Origin of the sequence: Mesorhizobium sp. CA8 (genome assembly GCF_020164955.1) — a bacterium.
GTDB lineage: Bacteria > Pseudomonadota > Alphaproteobacteria > Rhizobiales > Rhizobiaceae > Mesorhizobium.
Map to the genome: position 1 here is coordinate 21,189 of NZ_JAIUHG010000027.1, position 15,068 is coordinate 36,256.

At 65.7% G+C, this 15,068-nt stretch carries 15 protein-coding genes and 1 pseudogene; 4 read left to right on the forward strand and 12 right to left on the reverse strand.

Annotation, left to right across the window (positions count from 1 at the left end; all coding sequences use genetic code 11):
* Positions 1-12: 12 nt before the first annotated feature.
* The 6 genes from LB553_RS24565 to exbB all read right to left on the reverse strand — a co-directional run bounded on the left by LB553_RS24565 (position 13) and on the right by exbB (position 5,180).
* Positions 13-879 (reverse strand): ABC transporter permease, encoded by an 867-nt coding sequence (locus tag LB553_RS24565; RefSeq protein ID WP_224517074.1) that lies wholly within the window; start codon positions 877-879, stop codon positions 13-15.
* Positions 880-898: 19 nt separating this feature from the next.
* On the reverse strand, positions 899-1,501 hold the full coding sequence (locus tag LB553_RS24570) for an ANTAR domain-containing response regulator (protein WP_224516961.1): 603 nt from the start codon (positions 1,499-1,501) through the stop codon (positions 899-901).
* A complete protein-coding gene (locus LB553_RS24575; RefSeq protein WP_224516963.1) occupies positions 1,498-2,592 on the reverse strand; it encodes a transporter substrate-binding protein in 1,095 nt (364 codons plus the stop codon). Before LB553_RS24575 ends, LB553_RS24570 begins: the two co-directional genes overlap by 4 nt.
* Before the next feature lie 160 nt (positions 2,593-2,752).
* Positions 2,753-3,739, reverse strand: coding sequence for an energy transducer TonB (locus LB553_RS24580; protein WP_224516964.1), 987 nt, complete (start codon positions 3,737-3,739; stop codon positions 2,753-2,755).
* Positions 3,736-4,242, reverse strand: a complete 507-nt coding sequence (gene exbD, locus LB553_RS24585) for a TonB system transport protein ExbD (RefSeq protein ID WP_224516966.1) — start codon at positions 4,240-4,242, stop codon at positions 3,736-3,738. The genes LB553_RS24580 and exbD overlap by 4 nt, the downstream gene beginning before the upstream one ends.
* 5 nt (positions 4,243-4,247) lie before the next feature.
* Positions 4,248-5,180, reverse strand: a complete 933-nt coding sequence (gene exbB / locus LB553_RS24590) for a tonB-system energizer ExbB (protein ID WP_224516968.1) — start codon at positions 5,178-5,180, stop codon at positions 4,248-4,250.
* A gap of 279 nt (positions 5,181-5,459) precedes the next feature.
* Here exbB and LB553_RS24595 point away from each other — a divergent pair, with 279 nt between their 5' ends.
* The 3 genes from LB553_RS24595 (at position 5,460) to LB553_RS24605 (ending at position 7,496) form a co-directional block, all read left to right on the forward strand.
* Positions 5,460-6,134: a cysteine hydrolase family protein gene (locus LB553_RS24595; RefSeq protein ID WP_224516970.1), complete on the forward strand. Its 675-nt coding sequence runs from the start codon at positions 5,460-5,462 to the stop codon at positions 6,132-6,134.
* Positions 6,135-6,258: 124 nt separating this feature from the next.
* Positions 6,259-6,573 (forward strand): antibiotic biosynthesis monooxygenase family protein, encoded by a 315-nt coding sequence (locus LB553_RS24600; protein ID WP_224516972.1) that lies wholly within the window; start codon positions 6,259-6,261, stop codon positions 6,571-6,573.
* An 8-nt stretch (positions 6,574-6,581) separates the two neighbouring features.
* Positions 6,582-7,496 (forward strand): sigma-70 family RNA polymerase sigma factor, encoded by a 915-nt coding sequence (locus LB553_RS24605; RefSeq protein WP_224516974.1) that lies wholly within the window; start codon positions 6,582-6,584, stop codon positions 7,494-7,496.
* 82 nt (positions 7,497-7,578) lie between these two features.
* On the opposite strand, the gene LB553_RS24610 is transcribed toward LB553_RS24605, so the two are convergent.
* Together LB553_RS24610 and LB553_RS24615 are read right to left on the reverse strand one after the other, a co-directional pair.
* A complete protein-coding gene (locus LB553_RS24610; RefSeq protein WP_224516976.1) occupies positions 7,579-8,517 on the reverse strand; it encodes an LLM class flavin-dependent oxidoreductase in 939 nt (312 codons plus the stop codon).
* 364 nt (positions 8,518-8,881) lie between these two features.
* Positions 8,882-9,031 (reverse strand): hypothetical protein, encoded by a 150-nt coding sequence (locus LB553_RS24615; protein ID WP_224516977.1) that lies wholly within the window; start codon positions 9,029-9,031, stop codon positions 8,882-8,884.
* Between the two features lie 297 nt (positions 9,032-9,328).
* Between LB553_RS24615 and LB553_RS24620 the strand changes: the two genes are divergently transcribed.
* Positions 9,329-10,096: an SDR family NAD(P)-dependent oxidoreductase gene (locus LB553_RS24620; protein WP_224516979.1), complete on the forward strand. Its 768-nt coding sequence runs from the start codon at positions 9,329-9,331 to the stop codon at positions 10,094-10,096.
* Positions 10,097-10,154: 58 nt separating this feature from the next.
* Here the strand turns inward: LB553_RS24620 and LB553_RS24625 are convergent, their stop codons facing one another.
* The 4 genes and pseudogenes from LB553_RS24625 to LB553_RS24640 form a co-directional block, all read right to left on the reverse strand.
* A complete protein-coding gene (locus tag LB553_RS24625) occupies positions 10,155-11,099 on the reverse strand; it encodes an ABC transporter permease (RefSeq protein ID WP_224516981.1) in 945 nt (314 codons plus the stop codon).
* Entirely contained in the window at positions 11,096-12,151 is a 1,056-nt protein-coding gene (locus LB553_RS24630) for an ABC transporter permease (RefSeq protein ID WP_224516983.1), read from the reverse strand. Before LB553_RS24630 ends, LB553_RS24625 begins: the two co-directional genes overlap by 4 nt.
* Positions 12,152-12,390: 239 nt before the next feature.
* Positions 12,391-13,641 (reverse strand): annotated as a pseudogene (locus LB553_RS24635) (ABC transporter ATP-binding protein); the annotation flags it as partial.
* Between the two features lie 193 nt (positions 13,642-13,834).
* A complete protein-coding gene (locus tag LB553_RS24640; protein WP_224516987.1) occupies positions 13,835-14,860 on the reverse strand; it encodes a BMP family protein in 1,026 nt (341 codons plus the stop codon).
* Between the last annotated feature and the right edge of the window lie 208 nt (positions 14,861-15,068).

The window sequence follows — 15,068 nt, forward strand, 5'->3', positions numbered from 1 at the left end:
ACCGGCCTCCCATTATTCCCGCCCTCTCTGCGTCGGGTCGAGGATGTCGCGCAGCGCGTCGCCGATCAGGTTGAAGGCCAGCGCCAGCGCCAGGATCGCGGCGCCGGGGAAGAACACCAGCCAGGGCGCCGCCTGGAAATAGGTCTGGTTCTCGAAGATGATGTTGCCCCACGACGCGGTCGGTGGCTGCACGCCGATGCCGAGATAGCTGAGCGTGGCTTCGAGCAGCACTGTCGTCGAGATACCCAGCGTGCCCCAGACGATGATCGTCGGCAGGAGATGCGGCAGGATGTGGCGCAGCAGTATGCGCGGCGCGCTCGCGCCTATCGTGCGCTCGGCATCGATGAATTCGCGCTCGGACAGCGACGAGGTTTCGGTGTAGATGACGCGCGCGGTCTGCACCCAGTTGACCAGCGCGATCACCATGGCGACGATCCACAGGCTCGGCTCGAACACCGCGGCCAGGCAGATGGCGAGCAGAAGTGCCGGGAAGGCCATCATCAGGTCGGTGAAGCGCATCAGCGCGCTGCCGATCCAGCCGCGGAAATAACCCGCCGTGACGCCGACCAGCGTGCCGATCAAAAGCGCCACGCCATTGGCGACGATGCCGATGATCAGCGAGGTGCGGGCGCCGAACAGGATGCGGGTCAACAGGTCGCGCCCGAGCAGGTCGGTGCCCAGCCAGAACTTGGCGTTGGGCGGCAGAGGCGAGCCTTCGAGCGTCAGGCCGTCGAACATCTGCTCGTTGGGATCGTAGCCGGTCAGCCAGGGCGCGAGGACGGCGCCGGCGACGACGATGGCGATGATGAGGAGCCCGAGCAGCGCCAGCGGCCGCTTGAGCAGCCGGCGCCAGACGCCGGCGCGCGGCTTTGCCGGCATCCGGCCCGCCGCCGGAAGGTCAGGCGCGATGGGATTGGTCATCGCCGTCCTCCGCTTGCGTCATCGCCACGATGCGCCGCGCCGCTTCCTCGACGCTGATTTGCCAGCTCATCGCCAGCGATCTGAGCTGCGCGTAGGCCCGCTCGTCGTCGCCACCTTTCGACAGAGCCGCGACCGCGCGCACGATGGTCTGGCGTTCGCCGACCCGCTGGCGCAGCGACTCGATCTCATCGGCGAGCCGCTTGCGCGCTTCGAAACTCTGCCTGGCGATGAGCAGCGCGCTATAGACGCCGGCGGTGCCCACCGGTTTCAGCAATTGCGCATCGGCCTTGTGCGACAGCGCCCATTCGATGCGGCCCGGCGCTTCCGAGCCGATCAGCGCCACCAGCGGCATCGGCGCCTCGCCGGGCTTCCAGGGAAACTGCTCGTCGAAGCCGAGGTCGGCGTCGAAGAAGACGAAATCCGCCGCCAGCGCCTCCGCCGGCAGATGCGGCCAGCATTCGACCGCTTCGAGGCCGATCGCCGACAATTGCCTGGTGATCGCCTGCACCGTCATATGCGGACGATGCAGCACGAAGGCCTTGGCGCCGCCAAGATTGGGGATGCGCGCCACGCGGCTCACGACACCACCCTGAGCCGCGGACGGCCGAAGGTCTTGGCCGGATCGTAGCGCGAAAGATAGGGATCGGGCGCCACCTCTTCCTCGCGGCTCACCACCTCGAAGAAGCCGTCGGCAATACGCCCGATGATCACCGGCAGCGTCGCGTGTTGGGTGTTTGGATCTATGGCGATCGACCCCAGGCGGGTCGCGAAGCGGCGTTCGGCGAAGGCTTTCGAGAATTCCGCCGGGCCGGCGTCCGGGTTGCCGGAAAGCACGTCCGCCATCACCTCCACCGAGGCATAGGCGGAGGCCTCGAAGGATGAGGCGAAGGCGGCCGGACGCGACGCGAAATAGGGCCCCGCCGACAAATGGCCCTTGCCCGTTTCGCCGATCGCCGACAGTTCGGCTTCGGTGAGATTGCACGAGATCACCGGGCAGGCGTCAGGCTCGAAGGCCGCATCCTCGCGTCCCAGCTCGCGATAGGCGGCGAGAAAGGCATAGGACGAGGTGCCGATCAGGTTGTTGAGGATAAAATCCGGCCGCGTGACGCGGATTTCGTGGATCAGGCGCGAAACGTCGGTCTCGCCGATGCGCAGATAGCGTTCCCCGAGCACCTTGCCGCCGGCGTCGGCGATCAGGTCACGCGCGACGCGGTTCATCTCCCAGCCCCATATGTAGTTCGAGCCGAGCAGGAAGCCGTTGGCGCCGAAACGCGGCGCGACATGAGCCATTAACGGCACCAGATGCTGGTTCGGGCAGGCATGCATGTAGACGACATGCTCGTTGGCCTCGAAGCCTTCATACGGGCAAGCATACCAGAGCATGCCGCCTGCCTTCTCCAGCACGGGAATTGTCTCCTTGCGGCTCCAGGAAGTGATGCAGCCGACGACATGGCGGGCGCTGCTGGTGCGGAAGATGTCCTCGCAGAACGTCGCGTAGCGGTCGGCGTTGCTTTGCGGATCGCGTTCGACCGGAACGAGCTCGATGCTTTGCGCGCGGTCGGCGTTGATCTCGGCGATCGCCCGCATTGCGCCCAGCCGGCAGGCGTCGGAGACGAGCTGATAGCTGCCTGACCGGGAATAGAGGATGCCGATCTCGATACGTCGCTTCAAGCAAGGCCCCAGAAATGAAAAAGCCTCGCAGCCAGCGCCGGACGGGCGAGGCATACGAGGCATTCTTGCCGCCCGGCGACCAAAGCCGGTATTTTCGTGGGTTACCCTATTCCGTACCGTCCACCAGTCAAGCCTGAAAGTTGGGCCCGCCGCGGGCCGTTCAATTGCGCAGGCTGAAGACGAAGGGCGCAGTGCGGGTGACACGGGCACCGAGCTCCGCCGGCGGCGTCGGCACCGAGGCGCCCTGCAGCGCGCCGAGCGCCGCCCGGTCGAGATCGCCGTCGCCCGAGGATCGCGCTAGCCGGGCCGAGACCACCCTGCCGGAGGTGTCGACCGTGAAGGTCACGCTCGGCGTCCCCTCGGCCCGCCTGGAGCGCGCCGCGCTCGGATAGCGGGTGTGCCGCCTGATCCACGCCGCAAGACTGGAATTCCAGCGCGACGGGCCGACGCTCGAGCGCGGCGCCGCATTCGAGGACCGCGGTGCTGCCGCCTTCGCCGCCGCCTTGGCGTCGATGCTGGCGGTGATCGTCACCTTTGGCGGTGGCGCCTTTTCCTTTTTCACCCGTTCTTTCGGCTTTTCGACCGGTTTCTTCTCGGCCTTCTTCTTGGGCTCGACCGGCTTTTGCGCCTTCACCTCTGCTTGCACGGGTTTCGGTTGCGGCAGCGGAATGACGACGTCCGGCGCGATCGCCTCGACGGGGTCGGGCACGGGCTCATCCAGCGGCGGCTGCTCGCTCAGGGCAGCAATTGCAGCCGGCGCGGCCTGCTCGGCTTCTTGCGTGTCGTCGGCGTCGGATGGCTGGCCAGCGACCGGCTCGGTCTGTTCCACCACGGGCGCCGGATCGGTCACCGGTTTCACGTCGAGGGGCTTTTCAGTCTCCTCCGCCGCATCGGGCGGCTCCGGCGTTACCGCGCCCAGCATCGCCGTCTCTTCCGGCGCGGCGGGCGCGACGACCAGCGGCGCCATCTCGACCGCCAGCGCCGGCGGCAAGCCGCCATCCTGCAGGTCGGCGAAACTCGAATTCTGCACCGCATAGGCAACCGCCACATGCGCGGCCAGAACGATCGCGGCCGCGCTCGTCCATAGACTGGCTTCGCGCACACCGAAGCGCGGCTGGGAAATGCGGGAAAGGGCGGCGACCGTCATGGCGCCGAACCGCCACCCGGGGCCGGCGCCGAGTTTGCACCAGTTGCCGGAGTTCCAGACGCGGCCGGTCCGCCAGCACTGCCCGACATAGTTTCGAGCCCCACCAGCGCGACCTTGAGATAGCCGGCGGCGCGCAAAAGGTTCATCACCTCCATCAGGTCGCCATAGCCCACGGTCTTGTCGGCGCGCAGGAAGATGCGGGTCCGCTTGTCGCCCTTGGTGCGGCTGTCGAGCACCGCGGCAAAGGTCGGGCGCGGCACGCTGTCATTGCCGATCGCCAGCGTGAGGTCGCTTTTCAGCGTCAGGAACAGCGGCGTCTCGGGCCGCGGCGCCGGGGTCGCCGTCGATCCGGGCAGGTCGACATCGACGTCGACGGTGGCGAGAGGTGCGGCGACCATGAAGATGATCAGCAGCACCAGGATGACGTCGATGAACGGCGTGACGTTGATGTCGTGGCTTTCCTCGAGAGCGTCGCCGGAGGTCTCGCGAATGCGCGCAACCATCGCCGCTACTCCGCTGCGATCGCCGTTGCCGGCGGTACCGTGCGGAAATCGAGGTCGCGGCTCACCAGCCGCTCGACGCCGGCGGAAGCGTCGGCGAGGATCTGCCTGTAGCCGGCTATCGAGCGCGCGAAGACGTTGTAGATGACGACCGCCGGAATGGCCGCGACAAGGCCCATCGCGGTCGCAAGCAGCGCCTCGGCGATGCCGGGCGCCACCACGGCCAGGTTAGTGGTCTGCGCTTGCGAGATGCCGATGAAGGCGTTCATGATGCCCCATACGGTGCCGAACAGGCCGACGAAGGGCGCCGTCGAGCCGATGGTGGCGAGCAGGCCGGTGCCGCGCGACATGCGCCGGGACGCCGCCGCCTCGATGCGCGCAAGCCTGGAGGCGACGCGTTCCTTCAGGCCGTCGCCGGAAGCATGGTCGAGCGCGCCGGCCGAAAGCGCCCGTTCTTCTTCCGCCACCCGCACTAGCAGCGCGCCCGGGCCGCCGCTGTGGCCAAGTTCCCGACCGGCCTGCATCAGCGTCGCGGCATTGCCGATCGCATCGGCGGCGCGGCGGGCCCGCAGCTTGCCGCCAAAGATCTCCAGCGACTTGGCGAGGCAGATCGTCCAGGTGACGAGGGAAGCGAAGGCCAGGCCGACCATCACCGCCTTCACGACGATGTCGGCATTCATGAACATGCCCCAGGGCGACAGGTCATGCGGCAGCGTCAGCGAGATGGACGGCTCTTCGCCGGCTACGCCGTTCGCAGCTGGCTGGAGGCCCAATTCCACCGACGTCGGAGCGGGCGTCGGTGCCGTGGGCCTCTGTAGGATTGGAGGGGCCGGCGCCTGCTCGACTGGCGCAGGCGTCGCCGATCGTTCCTGCGCCGCGGCGACACCAGCCGAAAGAATGAGCGACGCGGCCAACGCCGCCAGGAGACTGTTTCGGGACAAGGCTCGTCCTCGCTTCATCATTGCAATGCGGCGGCCGCCACAGAGACAGGTGCAGGGCGAGCCATGCGGGTTGACTATGAAACATGAGTTTGTGAGTCAACTATAATTATGCTGCTTAGCAATTCCGATGTGCCGATGCTCATCTCGGCAGCGGGCCTGGACCGCAGGGCAGTTGCCGGGCACGATGCGCATGGCGCAATAAGTTTTATTTCTTTTGCGCAATTCCGGACGGAAAACCGCTAGGTACTTTTCCTGGAATTGCTCCAAGGCAGGCGGCCGATGATCAAGGCGGTACCCTTCGACTTCCCCTATGACGGCAAGCTGGAGCCGCAGCATACGGCGCTGCTGGTAATCGACCTGCAGGAGGATTTCCTGTCGCCGACCGGTTACTTCGCCAGGAAAGGCTATGATCCATCGCCGCTGAGAGCCATCCTGCCGGCGGTCAACCGGCTGATTGCCGCGGCGCGCGCCGCCGGCATCACCATCATCCACACCAGGCAAGGCTACCGCGCCGACATGGCCGATATGACGCCTTACGAGAAATGGCGCCGCAGGCGGGCGGAGCTCGACGGCACCGATGTCCTGCTGCGCTCCGGCCCGGGGTTCCAGATCGTCGCCGACATCGACGTGGCGCCGCAGGACATCATCGTCGACAAGACCTGCAACAGCGCTTTCACCTATACGGATCTGGAGCTCGTCTTGCGGGCGCGCGGGATCACGCATCTGATGTTCGCTGGCTGCACGACGGATGTCTGCGTGCACACCACGTTGCGCGAGGCCTGCGACCGCAACTTCCAGTGCCTGACGATTTCGGACGCCTGCGCCAGCGGTGACCGGTATGCGCATGAAGCGGCGCTGCATATGGTGACGGTCGAGGACGGCGTCTTCGGCGCGCTGGCGGACTCGGAGGCCGTCATTGCCGCGTTGCGGCAGCTCGCGGGCGCGGCGCGCTGACGGTTTTGGGTTCATCGAAATTTTGGCCCTACCGTTCCGTTTTTCGGTTCGGGCTTCGTCTTGAGGGTCGTAACGGGTGCGAGAGCCAAGACGGTCTCCGCCTCAGGACAAACGGAGCTGAGCCATGTCGACCACAGTAACCTTGATCAACGTCTTCACCGCCAAGCCGGGCAAGCAGCAGGAACTCGCCAAGACGCTTGCCGAGGGCACGAGAAACTTCTTCAGCAAGCAGCCGGGCTCGCTGTCTTCGTCCGTGGTCGTCGGCGGCGACGGCAGCAAGGTCGCCAACATCTCGCAATGGCGTTCGGCGGAGGATATCGCTGCCTTCCGCAGCGATCCGCGCTTCGGCGAGTACATGAAGAGCATCGTTGAGTTGGCCGCCGGCGAGAGCATGATGGGTCACATGAGCTATTCCCACGCGGGCGGGGTGGAAAACTAGGAGGCTGCGTGACCGGTTCGCAGGATCAGTTAGTCGCGGCGACCCAGACCAGGCTTCGCGCCTTCGAGCGCGAGGCCGCTTCGCTGAGAGCCAAACTGCACCGCTACGCTTCGCGCATGGTCGGATCGGTCATCGACGGCGAAGACATCGTCCAGGAAGCCTTGGCCAAAGGCTTCGTGGCGATCAGGAATGGCGACATGCCCGACAAGACCGAACCCTGGCTGTTTCGCATCGCGCACAACGCGGCCCTTGATTTCCTGCGCAAGCGGGCCCGCTTGCGGGGTCGCGAAAGCGAGGTCGAGCTCGACACGATCGCCGACGAGAATTCGGCGTTGGATGCGCGCATTGCCGCCGAGGCGAGCCTTGCCGAGCTGATGCAATTGCCGCCGGCGCAACGGTGCGCGGTCGTGCTAAAGGATGTGCTCGGACACAGCCTGGAGGAGATAGGCGAAATCCTCGAAACCTCCGATACGGCGATCAAGGGCGCGCTGCAGCGGGGCCGCGAGAGCCTGCGCAAGCTGGCCGCCGCGCCGCGCATGGCGTCGCCCCGCCCGGCGCTCGACCGGCAGGACATGCGGCGTCTCGGCGACTATGTGGCGGCCTTCAACGCCAGGGACTTCGATGCCTTGCGCGGCCTGCTGGCCGAGGACGTCAAGCTGGAGCTGGTCAACCGCCTGCGTGCCGACGGCAAGGAATATGTCGGCAACTATTTCGGCCGCTATGCCGACGAGACGCATTGGCATTTCACGACCGGGCTTGTCGAAGGCCGGCCGGCCATCCTGGTCACCAGCCCGGAACGTCCGGACGGACCGCCGCGCTACTTCATCCTCATCGATTGGGAGAACGGCCGGATTGCCGGCATCCGCGACTTCCTGTTTGCGGATTATGTGATGGACGGCCTGGACTACTCATCCCAACCATAGGGGCCGGCCATAGGGGAAACGTCGAACAGACATTCCTGGAAATCACCGACCCGCAAGCGGATTGCCGCCGGATCCGACCTGCTCAGCCTGCGTGGATCCCTGGGAAGAGACGGGGCGCAAGCATACCCGGCTGCGGAACCTCGGCTTCGCGGCGCGCCAGCGAATTCGCGACCATCGTGATCGTCTCGCGCCCGATACGGGCGATCTCGCCCGGACGATCGATGCCGCCGATCATGAATTCCTCGATGCCCAGCGCGGCATAGGGCAAAAGCGCCAAAGCCAGCCGCGCCGGCGGTCCGGCGATCTCGACCGTCTTGTGATCCGGGGTTCCCGTCCAGCCGTCCGGGTGAATGCGGACCGGCAGCGCGAAGCGCAGCCTGCCGCCGCGGCCGTGCTCGGCGGCGGCGCTGCGCGCGCGCTCCATCAATTGCCTCACCTCGTCGGGCGAACCGACGGCCAGCTCGAAGACGTCGGCATGCTTGCCGGCGACCTTCAGCGCGGTGCCCGACTGGCCACCGAGCCGGATGACGAGATCGGCGCCATGCGGACCCTTGCGCGGCACGAAGCCGCTCCGGACGCTGTAGAAGGCGCCTTCGTGGTCGAACGGCCTGTCATTCGACCACAGGCGCTTCAGCAGCACCAGATATTCGTCGATGCGCTGCCACACGACGCCGTGGCCGACCGGCCGCGCCTCGGCATCGCTGTCGTCCAGCGGCTCGCTCAACATGCGAAGCGACAGGCGGCCGCCGCCTCGACGGTCGAGCGCTGCGAGCTGCCTTGCCGCCACTGTCGGGTCGATAACGCCGGCCCAGTGCGTCAGCACGACTTCGAGCGAGCCGGTGCGGTCGAGCGTCTGGGCGGCGATGTCCATATTGGTAAGCAGTCCGGCCGGATCGTCCACCACCAGCTTGCGGAAACCGGAATCCTCGATCAGCGACAATTTGGTCGCCGTCTCAGCAAAATCATAGAAGAAGCTGCCATTGGCAGGCTTGCCTGGAACATGCGTGAACTCGATCGGCATTGCCATCTCCTCCATCACGTTGGGCCGCCCCGCTCCGAACCCCGAGTCAAATCCATCTCGTCATCGCGCCGGTCTTCAGCTCCGATTACTCAACTCAAATTTTGGAACGGCGGGGCCTCTGGCCCCGGCTCAGTCAGGGGATGATCCCGAAAACGACGGCGCCAGTGAACACGAAGGCAAGCGCAAAGACGACGCAGGCTTGCCTGGAACATGCGTGAACTCGATCGGCATTGCCATCTCCTCCATCACGTTGGGCCGCCCCGCTCCGAACCCCGAGTCAAATCCATCTCGTCATCGCGCCGGTCTTCAGCTCCGATTACTCAACTCAAATTTTGGAACGGCGGGGCCTCTGGCCCCGGCTCAGTCAGGGGATGATCCCGAAAATGACGGCGCCAGTGAACACGAAGGCAAGCGCAAAGACGATGTAGGCGAACGTGCCGCCATAGGCGGGCCTCCAGCTCTGGTCGGCGGCAAGCCTCTGGCTTTTGCGCTGGGCGTTCTGAAAGTAGGACATAGTCGATCCTCCGTCGGACCATTAATCTATTAAGTTACTAGACTTTGTCGATTGCTATTTTCGCGCAATTTCTGGAACAGCATTTTTGAAAACGGGCAATTTGTGGTTTTTCGTACTCGCTGCAAATGCGGCGTACCCGATTTCAGAAACCAGGCGATCCGGCCAAACGGCTTGAAAATCGGCGCTTTTGGGCGCTCGCACGCACAATAATCCAATCGCTCGAACGGTCTTGGCCGCCTCGCGTATGGCGGATAGCATCGTGTGAGCCGATATCGGCGGCACTGAGGAGAGAAAAGAATGGGTGGAAGGCTGGCGGGCAAGGTCGCGATCGTTTCGGGCGGTGCGACAGGCATGGGCGGGGCGGCTTCGGAGCTGTTTGCCGCCGAAGGCGCCAAGGTGGCGATCATCGACCGCAATGGCGAGGCGGCCGGCAAGACCGCGGCGGCGATCCGGGCACGGGGCCAAGTCGCGGAGCATTTCGTCGCCGACGTTTCGGATGAGGCGCAGGTCGAGGCGGCGGTGAAGGCGGCGACGGCGAAGCTCGGCCCGGTCACGGTGCTGTTCAACCATGCCGGCACCATCGTCATCAAGCCGTTCCTGGAGACGACGCTGCAGGAGTGGGACTGGCTGCATGCAGTCAACGTTCGCTCGATGTTCCTAATGACCCGCGCGGTGCTGCCGGGCATGATCGCCGCCGGCGGCGGCTCGATCGTCTGCACCTCGTCGATCTCGGCGGTGGCGGCGACGCCGAACGAAGTGCTCTACGACACGACCAAGGGCGCCTGCCACATGTTCGCGCGGGCGATCGCGGTGGAGTTCCGCGACCGCAACATCCGCTGCAACGCCGTCTGCCCGGGCTTCATCCGCACGCCGCACGGGTTGCGTGAAGTGGCCGATCTCGGCAAGCTCGGCGTCGACGTCTCGGACGCGGCCATGGCCGCGCAGCAAGGCCGCATCGGCGAGCCGGAAGAAGTCGCCAAGGCCGCATTGTTCCTGGCGAGCGACGAATCGAGCTTCGTCAACGGCGCGCATCTGTTTGTGGATAACGCCTTTACCGCGATCTGAGGCTTGGCACCCTTCCTCTCCCCCGATCGACGGGGGGAGAGGAAGGGGCGTTCCTCGTCTACCGCTCTTCCCTTCGAAACGGCTTCAGCAGCGCCGAAGGCGCGACCGCGTTGCGCGACATGAAGGCCATGGCGACAATGGTGAAGATGAAGGGCAGCATCAGGAAGGCTTCGTAGGGGATGTGGCCGAGGCCGCTCGCCTGCATCCTGAGCTGCAGCGCGTCGACGAAGGCGAAGAGCAGCGCCGCGCCCGCCGAGCGCCAGGGATCCCAGCGGCCGAACACGACCAGCGCAATCGCCACCCAGCCGCGTCCGGATACGACGCCGAAGGTGAAGGCGTTGAACTGCGCCATGGTGAGGAAGGCGCCGGCAAGACCCATCAGCGCGCCGCCGAGGATCACCGCCTGGAACCGCGTGGCAATCACACTGACGCCGGCCGAGTCCGCCGCGCGCGGATTCTCGCCGACCATGCGCACCGACAGCCCCCATGGCGTGCGGTAGAGCACGAAGGCGGCGAGCGGGATGGCGATGATCGCCAGATAAACCAGCGTGAACTGGTTGAACACGGCCGGGCCGAGGATCGGGACATCCGAAAGCAGCGGGATCGGCACCGGCTTGAAGCCGCCGATGCTCGGCGGCACCGATTGCTGGCCGAAGATCAGCCGGTAGAGGAAATAGGCGAGGCCCGAGCAGAACAAGGTCACGCCGATGCCGCAGACATGTTGGCTAAGCCCCAGCGCCACAGTGAACAGCGCATGCAGCGCGCCCATCAGCGCCCCGACCAGCACGGCCACCAGCACGCCAAGCCACAGGCTGCCGCTGAGGCTGGCCGCGGTGAAGCCGGCCATCGCCGACAGCAGCATGATGCCTTCGATGCCGAGATTGAGCACGCCTGCCCGCTCGGAAAACATTTCGCCAAGCGTGGCGAAAGCGAGCGGCGTGGCGATGCGGATGATGGCGGCGAGAAAGCCGACCTGGAAGATCTGCTCGAACACCGCGCTCATGTTTGCGCTCCCACGCGGCGGATGCGGTAGGCGGTGAAGAGCAGCGCCACCAGCATGGCCAGCAGCGCCGTGCCCTGGATGACGTCGCTTAAGAAAGCCGGCACGCCGGTCGCGCGCGACATCGCCTCGGCGCCGGTCATGACCGCGGCCAGGAAGATCGCCGCCGGCACCACGCCGAGCGGGTTGAGCCTGGCGAGCATGGCGACGACGATGCCGGAATAGCCGTAACCCGGCGAGATGTCGCTCATCACCTGGAAATGCACGCCGCCGACCTCGCCGACGCCGGCAAGCCCGGCCAGCGCGCCGGAGAGCAGCGCGGTAGAAAGCAGCACGCGCTGCACATTGATGCCGCCATAGCGGGCGGCTTCCGGATTTTCGCCGGTGACGCGGATCCTGAAGCCGAGCGTGGTGCGCGCGATCAGGAACCAGCAAAGGGGTGCCGCGATCAGCGCCACGACCACGCCGAGATGTAGCCTTGTGCCCTCGATCAGCACCGGGAAATTGGCCGAGTCCTCGATCGGCGGGGAGATTGGGTAGCCGGAGAAGGTGTCCTTCCACGGTCCTTCGATCAGTGCCATCAGCGCGTAATAGATGACCGAGTTGAGCAGCAGCGAGCTGACCACATCGTCGACCTTGAATTTGACGCGCAATGTCGCCGGCACCAGCGCGACGAGAGCGCCCGCAGCCGCGCCTACAAGCGCCATCAGCAGCATGGCGAGATAGCCCGGCATCGGGATGGCGCCGACGAAGCAGCTTGCCACCGCGCCGGCGAGCAGCTGGCCCTCGGCGCCGATGTTCCAGAATTTTGCGCGGAAGGCGATCGCCACCGCCAGGCCGGTGAAGATCATCGGGGCGGCTCGCACCAGCGTCTCGGTGATTGCATAGCTGTCGCCGAGCGAGGCCGAAATCATGACGCCATAGGCTTCAACGACGCCGGCGCCGGCAATCGCGATCAGGCCACTGCACAGGATTAGCGTCGCGGCGATGGCGACCAGCGGCAGCGCGAGATTGAACCAGGCCGGTGTCGACGTACGGCCTTCGAGGCGAAACATCAGGCGTGGCCCTCCGCGCCGGTCATCATCAGGCCGAGCCTTGCAACGGTGGCGTCAGCGCTGGGAAGCGTGCCGGCGATGCGGCCCTCATACATCACCGCGATGCGATCCGAGAGCATCAGCAATTCCTCGAGGTCCTCGCCGATGATGATGATGCCGCAACCCTTGGCGCGCATGGCGAGGAATTTTTCGTGGATGAAGCGGGCGGCGCCGATGTCGAGGCCGCGCGTGGGCTGCGAGACGATCAGCACCTTGGGGTCGAAAGCGAGCTCGCGCGCAAGAAGCGCCTTTTGCAGATTGCCCCCGGACAGCGCACCGGCGCGCACCATCGGCCCGGGGCAGCGGATATCATAGGCCTTGATCTGTTGCTCGGCGAAGGCGCGGATCGCGGCCGGGTTGAGCAAGCCCTTGCGGCTGAAGGCCTCGGTGCCGATGCGCGGCAGCACCATGGAGTCGGCTAAAGGCAAATTGGTGACCAGGCCGGTCGTCATCCGGTCTTCCGGGATGCGGCCGAGGCCGAGCGTCTGCAGCTCGCGCGGCGAAAATTGCGCAACCGCTTTGCCGGCTATCGTCATCGCTCCGGCCTTGGGCGGCAGCATGCCGGAAATGACATCGGCCAGCGCGCGCTGGCCGTTGCCGGAAACGCCGGCGATGCCCAGGATCTCGCCCGCGCGGACGAAAAGCGAGACGTCGCGCAGCGGCGTGCCGGCATGAGCGGAAGTGGATATGCGGTCGAGCGTCAGCACGGAAGCGCCGGGCGTCGAAGACTGTTTGACCGGCGGCACGATTTCGTGGCCGCACATCAGCTTGGCCATTTCCGCCGATGTGGTGCTTGCCGGATGCTCGACGCGGCCGGCGACCTTGCCGTGGCGCAGGACGACGCAGCGGTGGGTGAGGGCCCTGACTTCGTTGAGCTTGTGGGAGATGAAGATGATGCCGAGCCCTTGCGCCGCCATGGAGCGCAGAGCGGCGAAAAGGCCGTCGACTTCGCTCGGCGCCAGCACCGCCGTCGGCTCGTCGAGGATCAAAAGCCTGGCGCCGCGAAACAGCGCCTTGATGATCTCCAATCGCTGCTGCTCACCGACCGACAGCGCCGACACCGGCAAGTTCGGATCGAGGCTCAGCCCATATTGCCGGCTGATTTCGTCCAGGCGGGCAAGCCCGCGAGCACGGTCGACGCGGCCGGACTTGCCGGGAATGCCGATCAGGAGGTTCTCCAGCACCGTCAAGCGCGGCGCTAAGTGAAAATGCTGGTGCACCATGCCGATGCCGGCGGCCAATGCATCGGCGGAGTTGTGGATGGCAACCGGCCTGCCCTCGACCAGGATCTCGCCGGCGTCCGGAGCATAGGCGCCGAACAGCACGTTCATCAGCGTCGTCTTGCCGGCGCCGTTCTCGCCCAAAAGACCGAGGATTTCGCCAGGGGCCACGCTGAGGTCGACGGCCTCGTTCGCCTTGACGGCGCCAAAGCTCTTGGTGATGCCGCGCATTTCGATAAGTGGGGCGGACAAGGGTGCTCCTGCGCTGGTATCCCTCCCCTTAAGGGGAGGGTGCCGAGCGAAGCGAGGCGGGAGGGGTCGCCTCAACCGCCTCGACGTTGATAAAAAGGATGGAGTGCGTCGTGGGCGACCCCTCCCGACCTTGCGGGCCACCCTCCCCTCAAGGGGGAGGGGAACGCCGGCGTCAATCCGAAACCGGCGTGTTCTCGTCGACGTCGACGCGGAAATTGCCTTCGAGGATCTCGGCCTTCTTCTTCTCGACCAGGTCCTTGACGTCGGCGGGCAGCGTCTTGTCGAATTTGTGGTAGGGCGCCAGATACGAGCCGCCCTTGGCCATGCGCGAGAAATCGCCATAGTCCTGCGCGGTGAAGACGCCGGCCTTGACCAGCTTGATCGCCTGTTCGACCGTCGGGTACATGTCCCACACCGGGCCAGTGATGACCGTATCCGGCCCGAGGCTGGATTGGTCGGACATGTTGGAGATGGCAAAAATCTTCTTCTCCACGGCCGCTTCGATGACGCCGAAGCGCTCGGCATAGATGACGTCGACGCCGGCATCGATCTGCGCCACGGCCGCTTCCTTGGCCTTGGGCGGATCGAAGAAGGAGCCGATGAAGGCGACCTTCTTCTTGACGTTGGGGTTGACCTCCTTGGCGCCGGCAAAGAAAGCGTTGACCAGCCGGTTGACTTCCGGAATGCCCATCGCCGCGACGGCGCCCACCGTGCCCGATTTCGACATTTTTCCGGCAATCATGCCGGAGAGATAGGCGGGCTCGTGGATCCAGTTGTCGAAGACGCCGAAATTGGGCTCGGCCGGACCGGCGCCGGAGCCGAACAGCCACGCCGTCTTCGGGAATTGCTTGGCCGTGCGGCGCGACTCGCGCTCGGCGGCGAAGGCGTCGCCCAGCACCAGCTGGTAGCCGCCCTGCGCATATTCGCGCATCACGCGGCTGAAGTCGGCGGTCTGCACCTTTTCCGACCATTTGTATTCGATGCCCAGCTCCTTCTCGGCCTTCTGCAGGGCGACATGGATCTGGTTGTCCCACGGCTCCTCGATCGGCGTGGCGAAAATCGCCGCCACCTTCAGCTTCTTGTCCTTGGCGAAGGCCGCGCCGGGCAGCACGGTGGCCGCGAGGCCGAGCGCGCCGAGTTCGAGCACGCTGCGCCGCGACAGGCCGGCGCGTTGCGTTTTGCTACGTTCGTTTTCCATTGAAGTGCCCCTCTGTTCGACAGCCGTGTCGAGCCGGCCGTTTCAAAATGTCAGACACCCAGGACTATGGAACGGCGCCTGAGATTTGTCCACATGGTCAAATTTGGTGTGTCGCCTCCGCGTTCGTCATCCACGGGCGGAGCAAGGATCGTAGCGACGCAGCGCAGGCCCGAGGATCCATGCCGCGACGTCTGAGCGCGGCGACGGT

What these genes read in the sequence shown, in the direction of transcription:
- LB553_RS24580 (WP_224516964.1), bottom strand. Translation starts at nt 3,739, where the DNA reads ATGACGGTCGCCGCCCTTTCCCGCATTTCCCAGCCGCGCTTCGGTGTG.
- exbD (WP_224516966.1), bottom strand. Translation starts at nt 4,242, where the DNA reads ATGGTTGCGCGCATTCGCGAGACCTCCGGCGACGCTCTCGAGGAAAGC.
- LB553_RS24615 (WP_224516977.1), bottom strand. Translation starts at nt 9,031, where the DNA reads ATGTCCTACTTTCAGAACGCCCAGCGCAAAAGCCAGAGGCTTGCCGCC.
- LB553_RS24625 (WP_224516981.1), bottom strand. Translation starts at nt 11,099, where the DNA reads ATGAGCGCGGTGTTCGAGCAGATCTTCCAGGTCGGCTTTCTCGCCGCC.
- LB553_RS24640 (WP_224516987.1), bottom strand. Translation starts at nt 14,860, where the DNA reads ATGGAAAACGAACGTAGCAAAACGCAACGCGCCGGCCTGTCGCGGCGC.
- LB553_RS24620 (WP_224516979.1), top strand. Translation starts at nt 9,329, where the DNA reads ATGGGTGGAAGGCTGGCGGGCAAGGTCGCGATCGTTTCGGGCGGTGCG.
- LB553_RS24565 (WP_224517074.1), bottom strand. Translation starts at nt 879, where the DNA reads ATGCCGGCAAAGCCGCGCGCCGGCGTCTGGCGCCGGCTGCTCAAGCGG.
- LB553_RS24595 (WP_224516970.1), top strand. Translation starts at nt 5,460, where the DNA reads ATGATCAAGGCGGTACCCTTCGACTTCCCCTATGACGGCAAGCTGGAG.
- LB553_RS24600 (WP_224516972.1), top strand. Translation starts at nt 6,259, where the DNA reads ATGTCGACCACAGTAACCTTGATCAACGTCTTCACCGCCAAGCCGGGC.
- LB553_RS24630 (WP_224516983.1), bottom strand. Translation starts at nt 12,151, where the DNA reads ATGTTTCGCCTCGAAGGCCGTACGTCGACACCGGCCTGGTTCAATCTC.
- LB553_RS24610 (WP_224516976.1), bottom strand. Translation starts at nt 8,517, where the DNA reads ATGCCGATCGAGTTCACGCATGTTCCAGGCAAGCCTGCCAATGGCAGC.